The organism is Sporosarcina soli (assembly GCF_042655805.1).
Lineage (GTDB): Bacteria > Bacillota > Bacilli > Bacillales_A > Planococcaceae > Sporosarcina > Sporosarcina soli.
On sequence record NZ_JBHSNO010000006.1, the window covers coordinates 105,959 to 123,724 of the forward strand.

16 protein-coding genes are annotated in these 17,766 nt (G+C 42.3%); 4 read left to right on the top strand and 12 right to left on the bottom strand.

Annotation, left to right across the window (positions count from 1 at the left end; genetic code table 11):
• Nucleotides 1–12: 12 nt before the first annotated feature.
• The 5 genes from ACFPRA_RS12780 to ACFPRA_RS12800 form a co-directional block, all read right to left on the bottom strand.
• The gene (locus ACFPRA_RS12780; RefSeq protein WP_381435163.1) at nucleotides 13–1,449 is read right to left on the bottom strand and encodes a DEAD/DEAH box helicase; all 1,437 of its coding nucleotides are present in this window, start codon (nucleotides 1,447–1,449) and stop codon (nucleotides 13–15) included.
• 124 nt (nucleotides 1,450–1,573) lie between these two features.
• The gene (locus ACFPRA_RS12785; RefSeq protein WP_381435166.1) at nucleotides 1,574–1,891 is read right to left on the bottom strand and encodes a spore coat protein; all 318 of its coding nucleotides are present in this window, start codon (nucleotides 1,889–1,891) and stop codon (nucleotides 1,574–1,576) included.
• Nucleotides 1,891–2,454 carry a ferritin family protein gene (locus ACFPRA_RS12790; RefSeq protein WP_381435169.1) on the bottom strand — a complete coding sequence of 188 codons (564 nt, stop codon included), beginning with the start codon at nucleotides 2,452–2,454 and terminating at the stop codon, nucleotides 1,891–1,893. Before ACFPRA_RS12790 ends, ACFPRA_RS12785 begins: the two co-directional genes overlap by 1 nt.
• A 90-nt stretch (nucleotides 2,455–2,544) precedes the next feature.
• On the bottom strand, nucleotides 2,545–3,321 hold the full coding sequence (locus tag ACFPRA_RS12795) for an NRDE family protein (RefSeq protein ID WP_381435171.1): 777 nt from the start codon (nucleotides 3,319–3,321) through the stop codon (nucleotides 2,545–2,547).
• Between the two features lie 47 nt (nucleotides 3,322–3,368).
• A complete protein-coding gene (locus ACFPRA_RS12800; protein ID WP_381435174.1) occupies nucleotides 3,369–4,985 on the bottom strand; it encodes a sensor domain-containing diguanylate cyclase in 1,617 nt (538 codons plus the stop codon).
• A 292-nt stretch (nucleotides 4,986–5,277) separates the two neighbouring features.
• Here ACFPRA_RS12800 and ACFPRA_RS12805 point away from each other — a divergent pair, with 292 nt between their 5' ends.
• From ACFPRA_RS12805 to ACFPRA_RS12820, 4 genes are all read left to right on the top strand, one after another.
• Nucleotides 5,278–5,787 carry a ferritin gene (locus tag ACFPRA_RS12805; protein ID WP_381435176.1) on the top strand — a complete coding sequence of 170 codons (510 nt, stop codon included), beginning with the start codon at nucleotides 5,278–5,280 and terminating at the stop codon, nucleotides 5,785–5,787.
• A gap of 160 nt (nucleotides 5,788–5,947) precedes the next feature.
• A complete protein-coding gene (locus ACFPRA_RS12810; protein ID WP_381435179.1) occupies nucleotides 5,948–6,376 on the top strand; it encodes an Rrf2 family transcriptional regulator in 429 nt (142 codons plus the stop codon).
• Between the two features lie 143 nt (nucleotides 6,377–6,519).
• Nucleotides 6,520–7,161 carry an NAD(P)-dependent oxidoreductase gene (locus tag ACFPRA_RS12815; protein ID WP_381435182.1) on the top strand — a complete coding sequence of 214 codons (642 nt, stop codon included), beginning with the start codon at nucleotides 6,520–6,522 and terminating at the stop codon, nucleotides 7,159–7,161.
• A gap of 189 nt (nucleotides 7,162–7,350) precedes the next feature.
• Nucleotides 7,351–8,997, top strand: a complete 1,647-nt coding sequence (locus ACFPRA_RS12820) for a PucR family transcriptional regulator (protein ID WP_381435185.1) — start codon at nucleotides 7,351–7,353, stop codon at nucleotides 8,995–8,997.
• A 94-nt stretch (nucleotides 8,998–9,091) separates the two neighbouring features.
• Here the strand turns inward: ACFPRA_RS12820 and ACFPRA_RS12825 are convergent, their stop codons facing one another.
• The 7 genes from ACFPRA_RS12825 to ACFPRA_RS12855 form a co-directional block, all read right to left on the bottom strand.
• On the bottom strand, nucleotides 9,092–10,327 hold the full coding sequence (locus ACFPRA_RS12825; RefSeq protein ID WP_381435189.1) for a M24 family metallopeptidase: 1,236 nt from the start codon (nucleotides 10,325–10,327) through the stop codon (nucleotides 9,092–9,094).
• A 48-nt stretch (nucleotides 10,328–10,375) separates the two neighbouring features.
• Entirely contained in the window at nucleotides 10,376–11,692 is a 1,317-nt protein-coding gene (locus ACFPRA_RS12830; protein WP_381435192.1) for an MFS transporter, read from the bottom strand.
• A gap of 164 nt (nucleotides 11,693–11,856) precedes the next feature.
• Nucleotides 11,857–13,038 (bottom strand): N-methyl-L-tryptophan oxidase, encoded by a 1,182-nt coding sequence (gene solA / locus ACFPRA_RS12835; protein WP_381435195.1) that lies wholly within the window; start codon nucleotides 13,036–13,038, stop codon nucleotides 11,857–11,859.
• Between the two features lie 212 nt (nucleotides 13,039–13,250).
• Nucleotides 13,251–13,676 (bottom strand): GlcG/HbpS family heme-binding protein, encoded by a 426-nt coding sequence (locus tag ACFPRA_RS12840; protein ID WP_381435198.1) that lies wholly within the window; start codon nucleotides 13,674–13,676, stop codon nucleotides 13,251–13,253.
• Between the two features lie 31 nt (nucleotides 13,677–13,707).
• Complete coding sequence (fdhA, locus tag ACFPRA_RS12845) at nucleotides 13,708–14,949, bottom strand: formaldehyde dehydrogenase, glutathione-independent (protein ID WP_381435641.1); 1,242 nt, start codon at nucleotides 14,947–14,949, stop codon at nucleotides 13,708–13,710.
• 381 nt (nucleotides 14,950–15,330) lie between these two features.
• Complete coding sequence (gene codB / locus ACFPRA_RS12850; RefSeq protein WP_381435201.1) at nucleotides 15,331–16,683, bottom strand: cytosine permease; 1,353 nt, start codon at nucleotides 16,681–16,683, stop codon at nucleotides 15,331–15,333.
• 65 nt (nucleotides 16,684–16,748) lie between these two features.
• Nucleotides 16,749–17,531, bottom strand: a complete 783-nt coding sequence (locus tag ACFPRA_RS12855) for a creatininase (RefSeq protein ID WP_381435204.1) — start codon at nucleotides 17,529–17,531, stop codon at nucleotides 16,749–16,751.
• Nucleotides 17,532–17,766: the final 235 nt, after the last annotated feature.

Genomic DNA, 17,766 nt, shown 5'->3' on the forward strand with positions numbered 1-17,766 from the left:
CAGTTGTGCAACTTATCTCTTTGCTTTATGGACCTTCAACTGTTTCCCTTTTACCGTTTTCGATTTCATTTCTTTCAGCACAAGCTCTCCTTTACCATTTAAAATTTCGATAAACGTCTCCGTATCTTGAATTTTGATGATGCCGATATCGTCGCCGGTTATACCCGGAATACTTGTAATCGTACCGACAAAGTCCAACGCTCTGAGCTTTTTCTTTTTTCCGCCATTGAAATAGAGCTTCAATATATCCCGGTTTAGCTCAACACTTTTATCCTTTTTCAACTTAGGCCGCATTTCCATTTTTTCGATGAATGCAGCTTTCGCTTCAGCGACCGCTTGTTGGGAAGGTGCATGCCGACGTTGGATGTCAAAACCGATCGCGGCTTCGATATCCGCCAAGAATTTATCTTCATATGGAGTGACGAATGAGATGGCTTTACCTCTCTTTCCAGCTCGCCCTGTCCTTCCAACCCGATGGACATAGCTTTCTTCCTCCAAAGGGAGGTCATAGTTAATGACATGTGAAATACTGTCGATATCAATGCCGCGAGCTGCGACATCTGTTGCCACTAAATAGCGGAACTCGCCGCGCTTGAAAGCATCCATTACATCAAAGCGGACTTCTTGCGACATGCCGCCGTGCAATTGATCACATGTGTAAAACAATTTGTCCAGCTGTTCTGTCACACGATCCACTTGTTCTTTTGTTCTGCAAAAAATGATACAACTATCCGGATTTTCAACGACCGTCACATCACGTAGCAACTCGAATTTCTGCTGTTCATTCACTATGAAAAGAGAATGTTCAATTCGATCGGTCAATGTAACGGTGGAAGCTATTTCAATTCGTGTCGGTTCCTTCATATACTGATGGGCTAGTTTTTCGATATTTTCCGGTAGCGTTGCTGAAAAAAGCATCGTCATCCGCTTTTCAGGCAATCGATGGATAATCGCTTCAACCTGCTCGATGAAGCCCATATTGAGCATTTCATCCGCTTCATCCAATACAAGATATTCAATCCGATCAAGTACGAGTGTACCACGTTCAATATGATCCAATACACGCCCCGGAGTACCGACAACGATATGACATTTTTGTTTCAATTCTTCTTTTTGATAAGCAAAAGGATGCTTTCCATAGACCGCAGCGGCTTTAATGCGCTTAAAACGACCAATATTTTGCATATCCTGCTTGACTTGGTCCGCTAATTCACGAGTCGGTGTTAAAATGAGCGCCTGTGGCTTATTTTCTTCCCACTTCAGCAGTTGACAAATCGGTATGCCAAAAGCTGCCGTCTTTCCGCTTCCCGTTTGTGATCGTACAACCAAGTCTTGGCGATTTAATGCGACAGGAATCACTTGTTCCTGTACGTCCGTCGGCGATGTATAGCCAAGCCCATCCAACGCTCTTAGTATTTCTTGACTCAATCGATATTGTTCGAATTTCATCGTTTTCAACCTCACATTCTTCCCTTATTATCGCATGAATCATTGCATCTATCTTTTTATTGAAAATTTAATTTTTATTTTCAAAGTAAAAAGCCCAATTCCTTAGAAAGGAACCAGGCTCTTTTCATTTCAAGGATTTTTTCTCATTTGCAAATTGTTCTTTCATCGACTTGAGTTCCTGCTCATCGACTTGGGTGAAGGAACACCATCCATGTTGAAACTGTAAATCAAATAATTTCCGCTGTTGTTGATAACTCTCCTTCAACATATCGGTATAGAGAGAAAACAACTGTTCATGGCTGACACTTTCCATCGCCTGCAAATAAGAGCTGCAGAGCATTTTTTCAGTTGCACGTGCCATATGGATCATATCATAATCGGTAATGGACGACTTTTTCGAAAGCTCAGTTTTCGGATTCTCAATTTTTTTGTTCGCTGCCATTATGCTTTCCCTCCCGCTTCCTCGATAAAAGCAATCAGGCTATCTACGTGTTTCAAATGCATTTTACTCGCTTCCTCGATTTGACTCTTTATATCCGGAAGTTGACAATTTTGCGCGGCTTGTCGAAATTGTTTCACTGCATGCAAATTCGAACGAAGGATATCCTGTAAAAAAGCGGCGTCTCTTACGGATACAATTTTAGGGAGAGCATACAGGAATTTTTCATGCGGAACACTCTTCGATGTTGGTTGTTCCGATTGACTTTCTGAATCTGCCTCGCCGGATGGAGTTGTTTGTTGCTGTGACTGTTCGGACGATTGTTCTGGCGGTTGTTCAGAAGGTTTTTCTGACGATTGTTCTGATGATTGTTCTGCCGTTTGTTCCGATGATTGATCAGGCTGTTCAGACTTTTTATCCTGTTGCTTTTGTTGTTCACGTGGTTGCTGTTGACCGTTTTGTTTTAATTGTAATTCCATTTGCTCCAATTGAAGTTGCAACTGCTTAAGTTGTTGCAGTTGCTGTAATTGTTGAATTTGTTGTTGCAGATCATCTTGTTGCTCCACTATCTTTGGCTCCTTCCACGCTTTTAAGGTAGTATGAAGCCAATAGTCAAACCTATACAGGACCGTTTTATTTTTCCTGCTGAAGTTCGGTCAACAAATTTTTTCCATCACTTGAAATTGGAACTTACGTTCATCAACCTGACTTCCCTTCACATATGTACGCTCTACAAATGTGACAGATTGATGCGAATCGATGAGCAATACGGTAGAGGAACGCGTCCCGTAATGCGGTAGTTTGATAAATTGCGAAGACAATTGTCGCTCTAACTCAAGTTCGACACCTGTATTTGGCAACTCCTCATCCGGCGCCGGCGTTTCATCAGAAAGCACCTTAAAAAGTGAGTCCGTCTCTAGTTCTTCCTGTTGTAATACATATTTACGCAATTGTGTCTTTCCTTTCACCACTTTAGGCCATGGTGTATTGAGTAAATGATTGCTTAAACCATGTGTCCCCGCTGAAATCTGGCTTATTCCGTCCTGTCGATTTGAAAAATAAACTAATTCCCCTAAGCGACCCGCAATGAGATTAAAGCCTGCATATTGGTCTTTCGTTTTTTCAAGCATTTCCATAAATTCCGATGTCGTTCCATCAGCTGTTAAGAAATTACGAATGATGTCTCCGCGGGATTTTTTATTGATACTCTCTTCTCCCGGTTCCCGATAATTGGTCAATGCAGCAAAACGACCTGCTTTTGTGATTCCGAGCCAAGTGCCCAGCCGTGATAAATCACGTCCTGCTAAAATGGCTGGGTTGTCTTCCCAAAAATGCGCTTGTGCTGTCGGACGTTCATAAAACTCATCCCGATTTGCGACGACGATTAACGGATAATTCGGATGTTCATTATAATGAAAAGTGATCAAACACATTTTGCCCCCCCCCTTTACCTCTATTATACATGGATAAAACCACATCATTACGACAAGTAGCTTGCTGAGTGATGATAAAACGTATAATTATTTTTTCCATTCTTTTTCGTTTCGTACATGGCCATATCCGCATACTTCACAAGCGTCTCCTCATCCGGCGCATCTTTTGGGAATAGCGCCACACCAACGCTGGTCGTAATTTCGATCGTCTGTTCCTCCAGAAGGAATGGGTGTGTAATACAGTCTATGACTTGCTTCACAATGTTCTCCGCTTTTTGTACGGACGTGTTGTTGAGGATAATGGTAAACTCATCCCCTCCATTTCTGGCAACGAAATGCTTTTGATCGACACATTGTTTTAACCTTTCCGCAACACTTTTCAGCAGCAGATCGCCGAATGAATGACCCATGGAATCGTTTATTTTTTTAAAATGATCCAAGTCTAAAAATAGAACGGCCACTTCAGCATGAACCTTTTTTGCTTCCTCTAAAGACATGCGAAGTGCTTCATCGAAAAAACGACGATTCGGTAAACCCGTGAGCGTGTCATGATAAGCCATCTTCCGAATGTTTTCTTCGGTCTGCTTGAGGGGCGTAATATCCCGGGCATAAATTGTGAATAGCGGTGAACCTGTTTTTTTAATTTTAGTGACAATCAACTCGATCGGAAATGTGCTGCGATCTTGCCGAACACCCGTCACTTCCAAACGTTCATCACAAATCATCTTCCCTTCAATCGCAGTGAAGGTAAAAGCCTTTTCTACATTTTCCGTCAATGTTGGCAGCAATAATTTCTTTTCCAATTGCTGGCCGATAATCTCTTCTCTAGCATATCCGAATATTGCTTTCACAGCCGGATTACACTCAATAATTTCCCCGTATTGATCGATAATAATGACACAATCCAATACCGATTCAAGAATCGCTCCTTTAAAGGCGATTTCATCTTCCCATTTTTGATCTAAGACAAATGACATGACTAAAAAAACACCGAGGATGATGAGCGCGCTGATCGTAACCGGTATAACCGTCGTTTGTGTATGGATCACAGGTGCTCCTACTTGAAATGGCTGATAACTGGTAAACGTTGTCGCTGCCATCGCCATATAATGGGTACCGACGATAGCAATCGCCATGACAACACTCGAAATTACTTTCGCGCTGTTCCTCATATTTTTTCCACTTTCACTTGACCTAAATACAAGTAAAAGGGCAATGATCGATACGACGAGCGAAAAGCTGATTGAAAAGATCAAAGAGAACGTTTGATAGTGAATGGATAGTTCTTTTATCGCAGCCATTCCGACTAGATGCATGCCACTAATGCCGATTCCAAAAATTATGCCACCTACAAATAACCTCGCAATATTTACTTCCGAAAGACTGATTAAGGAAAGACACCAGAAAGCAGCGACAATCGCAATGATAATTGACAGGCTTACTAGATAGTGAATCAGAACAGGTAACTGAAATGCCAGCATCGCAATAAAATGGATCGCCCATACCCCAAGCCCCATGGCGATCGACCCACAAGAAAGCCAGAAGAACTTCCGTTTCCTCACTGAAAAGGACACCCTCCGAATCGTGTCTAGTCCAGTAAATGATGCCAGAAATGCAATGATAAAAGATAATAGGATGAGCGTACTATCATGGGTTCCATGCATCTATCTTACCCCTCGCTAAAATCTGATTAGTCCTACTATTTTACCACACAGATTCATAATTCGTCTAAAATGTCATGTCGAAAGTTATAATTTTATGCAGATAAAAAAAACGGCTCCTACCACTGACTCATGTGAAAACAGTCAATTGTTTTAGTCGTTTCCTTCATTTCCATACTCATTTTCGACATTACCAGACATTTTTTCATTTAAATGAACATATAACGTGATTGCAAAAGTGAATTGCGCTATGATGGAGGAAAGCTAACTATTTCAATGATAAGGAGTCGATCCGATGATCAGTCCACATTTAGCAGACGCACTCAATCGTCAAATGAATAACGAGTTTGAAGCGGCCCAATCGTATATGGCAATGGCTGCCTACTGTGAACACAATAGCTACAGCGGCTTCGCCAATTTCTATTTGCAACAGGCAGAAGAAGAACGTTTTCACGGGATGAAAATTTACAATTATTTAAACGATCGAGGCTTCCACGTCAAATTTTCTGCTACGAGTCAACCAAAAATTGACTTTGAATCGATTTTGGATACATTTGAGTCCGCCTTGCACCAAGAAAAAAATGTGACGAGAAACTTCTACGAACTAACTGATTTAGCATGGGAAGAGAAAGAACATGCAACGATTTCCTTCTTAAGATGGTTTTTGGACGAGCAAGTGGAAGAGGAAGCTTCCTTCGATACCCATATCGAATATTTGAAGCGAATCGGTGAAGATAAAAACGCGTTGTTCATTTATGAGAAAGAACTTGGCCAACGTAAGTTTTCGCCTGAAGCTGGCGAGTGACGGTAGGAATATTTCCATTGAACGAAAACCACCCTTTTTATATAGCGGGGTGGTTTTCTAGTTTATCTTATGGCAAATTGCATTCCATCACTCCTGATGATCATTAGTTGACAAGATGCACCTGATGTAACTACAATAATTACATCAGGAGGTTATGAAGATGAAAATCAGTAGTCGATTTACAGTTGCCGTTCATATTTTGTCCCTCTTGGCCATCGAACGGAATGAGCTTTGCACTTCGGAATGGATTGCGGAAAGTGTGAACACAAATCCCGTCGTCATTCGCAGAGTGATTGGAAAACTACGGGATACGGGACTTGTTCAAGTGCGCCGTGGCGTGGGAGGCGCTACACTCCAAAAACCATTGCAAGAAATTACTTTACTCGATGTGTACCGAGCTGTTGAAGTGGTCGAAGAAGGTGAGCTTTTTCAAATACATGAAAAACCGAATCCCAATTGCCCAGTCGGTGCCAATATCCAAGCAGTGCTTGAGCTCATCTTACTCCGTGCGCAAGAAGCGATGGAATCTGTTTTACAAGAGATCACGATGGAGGAATTAGTCACTGTATTGAACAAAAAAATTGGATAGTCTATTCAATTTTTTTGTTTCAGTTGTAACTGTAACGGGTACAATTACATCGAATAATCTCCTAGCACATACTACACTTCAATTCAGTACAACCTATGAAGTGTGATGGAATCATCAATTTAACTTAATTGGAGGAATGGAACATGAAAATCGGTATTATCGGAGCAACAGGTAAAGCAGGAAGCCTGATCGGGAAAGAAGCGAGCGAACGTGGACATGACATCACAGCGATTGTTCGTAATGCGGCAAAACTGTCAGAAGAAGAATACGCCATTCTTGAAAAAGACATTTTTGATTTGAAAGCAGAAGATCTTCAACAATTTGATGTTGTCGTCAATGCTTTCGGGGCGCCAGCAGGTCAAGAACATCTTCATGTAGATGCCGGCAGAGTGTTAATTGAAGCAATGAAAGGCGCAACGGACACAAGACTCATTGTTGTAGGCGGAGCGGGCAGCTTGTTCGTAGACGAAGCGCAAACCATTCGGTTGATTGAAACACCTGAATTCCCGAAAGAGTTTTTCGCGACTGCTGCCAATCAAGGCAAAAACTTGGAGGACTTACAAAATACAAACAGTGTAAAATGGACATTCATTAGCCCAGCAGCCTTTTTCAATCCGGAAGGAAAAAGAACCGGTTCTTACCAAAAAGGGAAAGATAACCTCATTGTGAACTCAAATGGCGATAGCTATGTCAGCTATGCCGATTTTGCCATCGCTGTTCTTGATGAAATTGAAAACCCACAGTATATCAATGGGCGATTTACACTTGTATCGGAAGCGGAGTAATGCAAAAAGAGGCTGTTACAATGTCATTTTTCCGACAATGTAACAGTCTTTTTTCATATACTTACATTTGCTTAGAACATCTTGTATACCCTCCTGGTGGTTGTCGCTATTATTTTTAGAATTCCTTTTAATTTAATTTGCAAAATTTATAATTATCTATACAATTTAAGTATAAGGGGGAGAGTGTGCATGATTACAGTACAAGACTCGTTGCGTTTGCCTGCGTTACAAAATGTCATCGTTCGTTCTGGAAAAAGTGGCTTAGCCCGTAAAATCCGTTGGGTCCACATCATTGATCATGATGATGTCGCACATTTCCTTGACGGTCAAGAGTTTTTATTATCTTGTGGACAAGTATGGCCAACAGATAGAAGGTCGGAGGAAAAGTTTTTGGATTCCTTATTACGCCATCAAATATCCGGTATTTTGCTCGCAACAGGCCGTTACATCACAGGTTGTCCGCCGGCTCTATTGGAATTCGGTGAGAAATATTCGATCCCTGTATTGGAAGTTCCATTTCAAGTTCCCTTCGTCAAGCTAACTTACGCCATCCATCAAGAAATTATGGCGCGTCAATACACGAAAAAAATAGTAGCCGATCAAGTTCCCCCACTTCTTCTGAAACAATTGCAAACTGCCAAAGACAATAACGTTGTTTGCACGATTATTACCGATTTTCTCAAACTTCCAGTCGTCTTGACTGACGAAACAAATGCTATCTTGACAAAAGCAATTCCACAGGGTGAAAAACGAGCAAAAATCGCTCAAACCATTCAAACATACATCAGCCAACTCAACAACCACTCACCTCCTGATTCCATACAACAACTGCCAAGGGAACAGGACATTCATGCCATCACTGTAAATTCGGAGCATCCCAATATCAGCTTCGTCCAGCTAAATATAGATGAAATTAATTTTCGAACATTATGGATCCTTCACCCTGACGAACAATTACCTACACATCATATACCTATTCTAAAATACGCCGCCCATGTGTTCATCGAATTGTACAAGCAGGCGCAGGAAGAGAACGTGAAACGCTGGCAATGCCAATCTGAAGTACTGGATCTGTTACTGCAAAAACAGCAAACCGCTACGCTCGTTGTCGAAAAGAAAATCCAAGAGATCGGTCTACAATCAAAGGGAAAATGGATGGCTGGTCTTGTTCTTACAGGAAATATCCACTTATCGCCTCGGACCCTTTTGGAATTAGCCTCTATTCGGGGTATCTGCAACAAATGGTTTGAAGAGGAGCGTGAGATTAATGGCTTTTGTGAAGTTTTTGGCGATCGACTAGTCTTGTTAATGATGACCTCTTTAGAGAATCCAGAGTTGACGATACGATTAAATCAGTTAAAACATCTTTTGTTGAAAATAAATGACCAAATCTCCCCGGTTTTCGTTATCGGCAACGCACAACAAGATTTACTTTCCTTCGATGCAAGCTTTGAAAGCGCATCCTCACTCGCACCAATTGTACAGTATAAAAACCATTCAGGCGGTACTTATTTTTCAGACCAATTTCAGCGTGAAATCCTTCTTTATGGAAAAATGAGTCCTACTGAAGCCCATGATCTACTACACAAACTATTGCCCGATAAAATGCTGCATGAAGAAGGGGAAATCCTTTATGAAACGTTAAAATGCTTAGCTTCCAATGGCTATAACCGCGATATCGTTGCAAAAAAGTTGCATATCCACCGCAACACATTACGATACCGTATCAAAAAAATCGAAGAACTTCTGCAAGATAGTTTATCATCACCAGATTGTCAATTTTGGATTCAAACAGCTTTGCATATCCAATCGCTTTCTCAACGCTCAAAACTTTAGGCATACCAAAAACGTGTCTACCTGATGGAGTAGACACGTTTTTTTATGATCCATTTCCCTATCATAACGTCAGGATCGTTACTTGAACCCTCTATTATTTCTTTATAATATTATGTTCAGGTCCGAATGGAAAGCCTGTAATATTTTCAACCGAACCGTCTTCATGAATGACAAGAATATCATGTTCACGGTATCCTCCCGCTCCCGGCTGACCTTCAGGAACCATAATCATTGGTTCCATCGAGATAACCATTCCTGGCTCGAGTACGGTCTCAATATCTTCACGCAATTCAAGCCCCGCCTCGCGCCCATAATAATGGGAAAGTACGCCGAAGGAATGTCCATAGCCAAATGTCCTGTTTGGCAGTAAATTATGTTCACGGAAAATTCCGTTCAACTCGCTGGCGATATCCATACATCTGGCACCTGGCTTAATGAGTTCCAGACCTTTCTTATGCACTTTCACATTAATCTCCCAAAGTTCGAGATGGCGATCCGACACTTCTTCCAAAAACAATGTCCGTTCAAGTGCTGTGTAATAACCCGCAATCATCGGGAATGCATTCAAGCTAAGAATATCACCACGCTCTAACTTTCTAGATGTTGCCCAGTTATGTGCACCGTCTGTATTAATACCCGATTGGAACCAGATCCATGAATCCCGAAGTTCCGCATGCGGATACAAACGTGCGATTTCACGCGTCATCGCTTCTGTCCCATGCAGGGCCACTTCGTATTCGGAAACGCCTACACCGATTGCTTCAACAACAGCGGCACCACCGATATCCGCTACCCGTGCACCATTTTTAATATGCTCAATTTCTTCAGCTGACTTGAACATCCTTTGTCTCATTGTCGCTTGTGAGACATCCACCAGCTCCACACCAGGGAATGCCTCTTCGAGTAATCGGCGAACTTCCAGCGTGACGTGGTCATCCTCAATTCCTAGCCGGCGTGTATTTGTTCCGGAATCGCTTAACACTTTCTTTACAGCATGCAGGAAATTGTCTTTTCGCCAATCCGTATAGACGATATTATCTTCAAAGCTTCTGCGCCACGGCATACCACCATCGATATTTGCAGAAACTGTGACATGCTTATCCTGCGTGACTACAAGACCATACTTGCGGCCAAACGCAGTATAGAGGAAATCGCTATAATAATTGATATTATGATAGGAAGTGAACAGCACAGCGTCAATCTCTTTCTCTGCTAAAATCCTACGTAAATTCGTACTTCGACGTTCCATTTCCGCTTTTGAAAAAGTCGGCTGTACTTTTTCACCATTTTCAATAACTTTTGTTCTTGCCAGCTCTTCCATTGTCTTCATCATTTTTTCCCCTTTCATCACTTCTATAACCGATAATTCCCATTGTTCTTACTGGCCTCTGAGTGGCTTGTTTGCGGTTTCCTTTGTCATCAGAAGAAAGACAAAGGCTATAAAAGCAGCAGCCATCAAATAAAAGGCGGGGGCAAACGTATTGCCCGTTTGTGCAATTAAGAAAGTGGCAATCAGCGGGGCTGTCCCACCAAAGATGGCATTTCCTGTATTGAACGATAAGGCAAAACAACTGAATCGGACGGATGTAGGGAACATCTCCGTCAGGAAAGTGGCAAGTACCCCATCATTCCCCGCTAGCACAAATCCGAGCATAACCAATGCCAATATTGCATAAGGCCCCCCAATGGATAACAACCAAAATGCCGGATAGGTGAATAGTAAAAATAGGATAGAAGCTCCAATCAGGACCGGTTTCCTTCCCATGCGATCCGCAAGCATCCCAACGAACGGCAGGATGATGACATACGTTCCTAAAGAGATAAGTGTGATCAATATCCCTTTCATCACACTAAATCCTAATTCCTGCGTAAGATATGTGGGCATATAACTTAAAATCGTATAGAAGCCTACTGCATTCAGACAGATAATCCCAAAAGCGATGAGTACTTGTTTTCGATTTTGTTTGACGCCTTGAAACAAACCCGTAGCATTGCCCTTCTTTGACTGATCCATTTCTTTAAACAACGGCGTGTCTTCCAACTTCAGACGTATTAGCAAACCGATAATGCCTAAGGGGCCAGATAATAGGAAGGGAATTCGCCATCCCCAGCTATGAAGCGCTTCCGTGGTCAGATTAAATTCCAGAAGCGATACGATTACGACCGCTAACATCAATCCCGCCGCTGTACTTGTAGGCACCATACTGACAAGTAGCCCCCGGCGTGAATTCGGCGCATATTCCGATATGAAAGAAGCTGCTCCAGCATACTCTCCTGATGCTGAAAAACCTTGAATAAGTCGGCAAATCAATAATAATAAAGGGGCCATCATGCCAATTGCCGCATAGCCCGGCAATAGACCGATTGTAAATGTGGATAATGACATAATGGTAATCGTGAAGACTAAGACACGTTTTCTTCCGATCTTATCTCCTAAATATCCCCAAATCAGACCACCAATCGGGCGGACGATAAACGAAACGGAAAATACAGCAAATGCCCCTAACAGTGCGGCCGTCGCATTCCCCGGGGCGAAAAAAACTGCGGCAATCACGACTGCCAGATAGCCGTAGGATGCATAATCAAACCATTCTATCAAGTTGCCGATAGCTGCACCCGCAACCGCTTTTTTGATACTGGATGACAACACTTTCGGGGAATCCGCTTCTTGCAGCTCGGCTTCTGCGACTACCAAATGACAACCTCCTTTCTTTTCTTAATGCCATTCCGATACACCTCAACATCCATGACAGTTCGGTTATTTTTTTAAAAATTGAGTAAGGTTGTTCATCATCTGAAAAAGAAGACGTTTCGAAGTGAACCCATATACACCCCACTTAGTAAGCGCTTTCATTTCAATTATCCATGTACTTTTTCCATCGCATTTTTTAAAGCCGGGCGATCGAGTGAGAAGATGGAAATGTCATGTTCTGTTTCCCCGGTTAAAGCTAATTGCGTCAAAATTTCACCTACCACACTTGCAAACTTGAAACCATGTCCTGCAAATCCTGCCGCAAAGGAAATATGAGGGTACTCCGGATGCTGATCGATAATGAAATGACCATCCGGGGTTCTCGAATAAATGCAAATCGCCCCTTTCTTTAACGCTCCATTCGCCTGTGGCATAAACCTTTCCAAATACTCTCGAATATGCCCTTCGTCATTTTCGTCAGATCCGAAATCACGATTCATCGTGTCTGGATCGATTTTGTCTACATATTCATGTCTTCCCACTTTCACACCACAGCCACCGAATGTCGGAAATCCATAATAGATCGCTTTCGACTCACCCGTTGGCACTTCCACCATAAATGTTGGGAAAGTATTCGTATTATATAACGACTCCTCTGCCTCGAACCAAGCAACAGGCTGACGGGTTGGCGTGATGGGCAAATGGAGATCAAGACTTGCAGCGATTTTGCTACTCCAAGCACCACCGCTTAGAATTAACTTATCTGCTGTAAATGTCCCATTGCTTGTCTGTACCTTTACACCATCTTCGAATGCTTCAATACCGACAACCGGATTATTCATGGAGAATTCAGCACCATGATGTTCAGCTAGCTCCCGATAAGCTCTAATACAATTTTCACTGTATAAAAATCCGGAGTTGGGTTCATAAAAGGCGATATAATCATCCGGAACAGAGAGCCCTGGCCAACGTTCGTTCATTTCTTTTCCGCTGAGCAAATCGATTTCCAAATTATATGCTTTGCCACTGGCAATCGCCTCATCGATGAAATCCGATTCTCCTTCAGGTCCAAAACCAATCGCACCAACTTGAGTAAATATTTTGAGATGCGATTTCTTTTCAAGCTCATTCCATAATTCCTGAGCGCGAAGCGCAAGGGGTACATATTCTCTTCCTTCACCGTAAGCATGCCGAATGATTCTTGTATCACCGTGATGACTGCCCTGTGTATGTGGTGGATCATTGGCATCTATCAGCAATGTCTTCGTCCCTTGTTTCGCTAGGAAATAGCCTGCTGCCATCCCCATCGAACCTGCTCCAACTACAATGACTTCATAATTCTTTCCCATACTACGCCTCCCATCCACTTTGTAAAAGACAATCGTTTACTATCTGAATGAAATTAAAGATTCTTTCCATAACACTCCAGCGCTTCGGGGAGCCCTCCCTGCGTAAGCTAGGTAGCTTCGCTGTCCGTTCCTTTCTTCGGCTCCCCCTTCTAAGGCGCTATCGCTAATTCATTCCCCCGTGATTTCCTTCTATATATAGTAATTAAAGTGGATTAACCGACCGCTACTTTACTATTCTCAAACGCCTTCACAGCGGCCTCGGCGACTTGAACATCGTGTGGAACTGCGCTTCCGCTCACGCCAACAGCGCCAATCACTTTTCCATTTTTCACAAGAGGTATCCCTCCGCCGAATACAACAATTTTTCCGTCATTTGTTGTCGTTAATCCATAAAGTTCTGCATTCGGCACGGTTGCTTCAGCTAAATTGGCGGTTGGTGCCTTTAAAGCAACAGATGTCCAAGCTTTGTTCTGCGAAATTTCAATACTCGCAATCCAGGCATCGTCCATCCGATGTTTCGCAATGAGATTTCCGCCTTCATCGACAATAGAAATGACCATCTTAACGCCTAATTTTTCCGCTTCCTTTTCAGCACTCTCAATTAGTTTTTTTGCAACTTCCAATGTAATTTTTGTCATGTTTAATCTTCCTCCTATTTTTTCATCGTTTTCACCTTGCTAACGTACCATGGGGATCGATCACAAATTTTGTTGCCGCCCCTTTATCAAAAGCTTGGTAAGCTTCAGGTGCTTCGTCGAGGGAAATAACTGTTGCATTTACAGCCTTGGCAATCTGGGCTTTGCCGCTCATAATCGACTTCATCAAATAGCGATTGTATTGCATAACAGGTGTTTGCCCCGTAACAAACGTATGTGCTTTTGCCCATCCAAGTCCAAAACGGATTTTAAGCGTACCGACTTTCGCATCCTCATCAATCCCACCTGGATCACCGGTTACATACAATCCCGGAATACCTAATTTGCCTGCCGCGCGCGTAATATCCATGATGGAGTTGAGTACAGCGGCCGGTGCTTCCCCTTTTCCTTTTCCATGCCCATGTGCTTCGAAACCAACAGCGTCAACAGCACAATCTACTTCTGGAATACCAAGAATCTGCTCAATTTGTTCACCTAGATCATCGTGCTTACTTAAGTCGATCGTCTCACAGCCGAAACTTTTCGCTTGCGCCAGCCGCTCCGGAATGAGATCGCCGACAATGACAACTGAGGCGCCTAATAGCTGCGCTGAATGTGCAGCGGCTAATCCGACAGGACCGGCACCTGCGATATATACCGTAGATCCGGGACGTACTCCCGCACTAAAGGCGCCGTGATACCCCGTCGGGAATATATCGGATAACATTGTCAAATCAAGAATTTTCTCCATCGCTAGATCCTTGTCACCCAACTTCAGAAGTTGAAAATCCGCATAGGGAACCATAACATATTCAGACTGTCCGCCAACCCAACCACCCATATCGACATAGCCATAAGCAGAGCCTGGGCGATCTGGGTTCACGTTGAGGCATACATGTGTATTTTGTTCCCTGCATGAAACACATCGTCCACAAGCAATATTGAACGGGACCGATACGATGTCCCCTTTTTTGATAAACTCCACATCACGTCCGACTTCAATGACCTCTCCGGTAATTTCATGCCCGAGAACAAGACCGACTGGAGCAGTCGTCCTGCCACGAACCATATGCTGATCACTTCCACAAATATTCGTTGTGATAACTTTCAAGATGACGCCGTGATCACATTTTCTGCCTACGTTTTTAGGATTTACACCTGGACCGTCTCGTAAAACCAAGTCTGGGAAACTAATATCCTGTATCGCCACTTTCCCCTCACCAGCGTAAACAATCCCTCTATTTCCAACTGTCCCCGGTGTCCTACCGCCAACCATAACTGCCTCTTTGTTACGTGTCACACGCGTTCTCCTCCTTTAAAATGCTCTTTAAAAATCAATCTGCCCTTTCTTTCAAAAAGTTTACGATCTGATTTCCTTTAGAGAATTTATCTAACAAACTAGTTCTGCCACTCCACACCCTTGAAATTTAAATTATCAAAACATTTGATTAACAACAGTATACCTGGATTTGCTTCATGAGAGAATTGGCACGGTATGCTCAATTATCTAGGCCCATGCTTGGAATCATTGTGCACCGTGTACAAGTCATGTAACGAAAGCAAGGAAAGGGCTCTTCCTATCAAAAAAACTCCCGATTTCTCGAGAGTTTGATTTTATAGGCCCTATTTCAATGAATGCTAGGTGTATACCGTGAAACTAAAATCTAACTTCCGCCCCTTCTGGAACTTCATGTGCATCAGATAACCCCAATAATTTAAAGACTGCATTCATGACATAGACTAAAACAATCGCCAATAGGATCCCATTCAATGGTGGAAGGCCAATATTGTATACCGAGCTCAGGTATGCCCCTAATGTCGCTAAAATATAAGCGATTAAGTTCGAGTACCGGACCACTCTAAATTTAACACTTTCAATTGTCGGAAATGATTTCCTCCAATTCAATAAATAATCCCCTATTATTAACCCACCTAAAGAGGGTACAAAGATGCCTAACATTGTGAGGTATGAAATAAACGTTTCATATATTCCCGTAATCGCCATAATTGTCGCGATAATGAGCCCTCCTATGACGAACGGCACTTTATTTGGTTTATTAAAGAACTCTGCACCGGCGACACCAAAGGAGTAAGCTGATGTCGTATTTGTCGTCCAAATATTAAAAATTAAAATCAACATAGCCATGACGATGATTCCCATTTTCATTAAAATGTTTACCATATCGCCATCTTGCATCACAAGTCCACCGAGCATACCAGAAATAGCCATCACGATATTCCCGATTAAGAACGCTAAAAATCCTACTAAAAGTCCGGACTTAGGTGATTTTGCAAAACGAGTCCAGTTTGGTGCTTGTGTTCCTCCGGCAACAAATGCTCCGATTACAATTGTAATAGCAGCAGCGAAAGTAATTGTCGTTGTTGGTTCTATTAAAAATAGATTTTTAATACTTCCCGCCGTTTCTATACTTACAGCGGGGATTTTATAAGCCAAATATAGAAATGGCGGGATGGATAGATAGGCGACAATCTCCATCCCCTTCGTACCCCATAGTGCAAATGCCCCCATAAACAACGACCAAAAAATCGTAACGGGAATAAAATACTGTTCTATTCCTAAACTAGCAGTGAAAATTTTCCCCATATAAGCCGCCTGGAAAGCGTACCAAAATATTTGTGTTCCACCTAATATGATACTCGTCCACTTTGATCCAACTTTCCCCAATGTATATCTTGCGAGTAATATCGTATTTAACCCCGTTTTGGCAGCAATCCAACATAGTATACCTACGTAAGTAGATAAAATGATATTCCCTATCAATAAAACCTTAATTAAATCACCAAGCATTAACGAAGTTCCAAGATTAGCTCCGGCTGCCATCGTTGTCACGATAAAAGTAAACCCGAGGAGGACTGCAAAAATAGCAAACCAACTTTTCTGTGCACTCTTCGGTACATGAGTCAACGTATAATCAATATCTACATAATCTTCCTTTACATGCCCTTCGTTTTTAGTAACTCCGTCTTCTAACATAATTTCTTTTTGCATCAAGAACACATCCCCGTCAATAATTTTAGGATTTCATAAGGCGTTCGATGCTTCATCTGATCACATTAGTTCACATTTACCGGACTGTGTAGAGAAAATTCCTCTGATAAAATCGTTACGATTTTGTTTACTGCATCTTCTACGAGCAATTGGCCTTTCTTTGAAGAACTCGATCGTGCTGTATTGAGGCAACCTGAGGCAGGAACAATTGTACGGGAGGGCGGAAACTGCTGTATAGTCAGCAAATTCTCTATCCGATCATCTGGAATTAAATCCTCACGAACAAGCTCTGGTGCTAAATACATCATCATTGATGTTTCAGCGAGTGCTGCATGTTCTAAAGCCCATCCTCGAAATGCCACTTCATTGAATACCTGGGACACGATTTCAGGAGATACATTATCCCACCAATTGGCAATGATGATTTTAGGGTACTCTGTATCTTGTTTGCGTAAGAGCAGATCAGCGGCTTCCGCCAAAAAAGCTTCATTCTCATAATGTGCATTGAATATAAAGATTTTTTTCCAGCCATCTTCTAAAAATTCATCCAGTATATCGCGTGTCAAATCAATCAATGTCGTACCATTTAAGTCAATCGTTCCTGAAAACAGAGGTCCCCCTCCACTTGATGGCTGAGACTTATAACCATAAGACAATGTTGGTGCAATGACCGCAGGAATTTGTTCGGCAACTAGTGAGGCTATTTCCGTCGCTATGATCGTATCAACCCCGAGAGGCAAGTGAGGTCCGTGTTGTTCTGTCGATCCAACAGGAAGAATAAGTATTTTTTCTGTAGTACTTGCTTCGTACTCTACCCATGTCATTTGTTCCATCCTATTTTTGTTCATCCGTGCTCCACTCCTGTTCATAAGTTTCTTTTTTGTATTAACACCACACTGTACACTTATCTTTAATACGCAAACTCAATGCTTGCAGCTAGGTTATCTTGCCTTTCTCCATGCAAGTCATTCCTGTCGATTTCTCTGATGAAATATCCTCGTCTTTCCTAGCCATTGATTTCTACGCCTCCTTTTGTAATCGCTTACAATTTATTTTAAATTTTTTTGAATCCGGATTCACTAC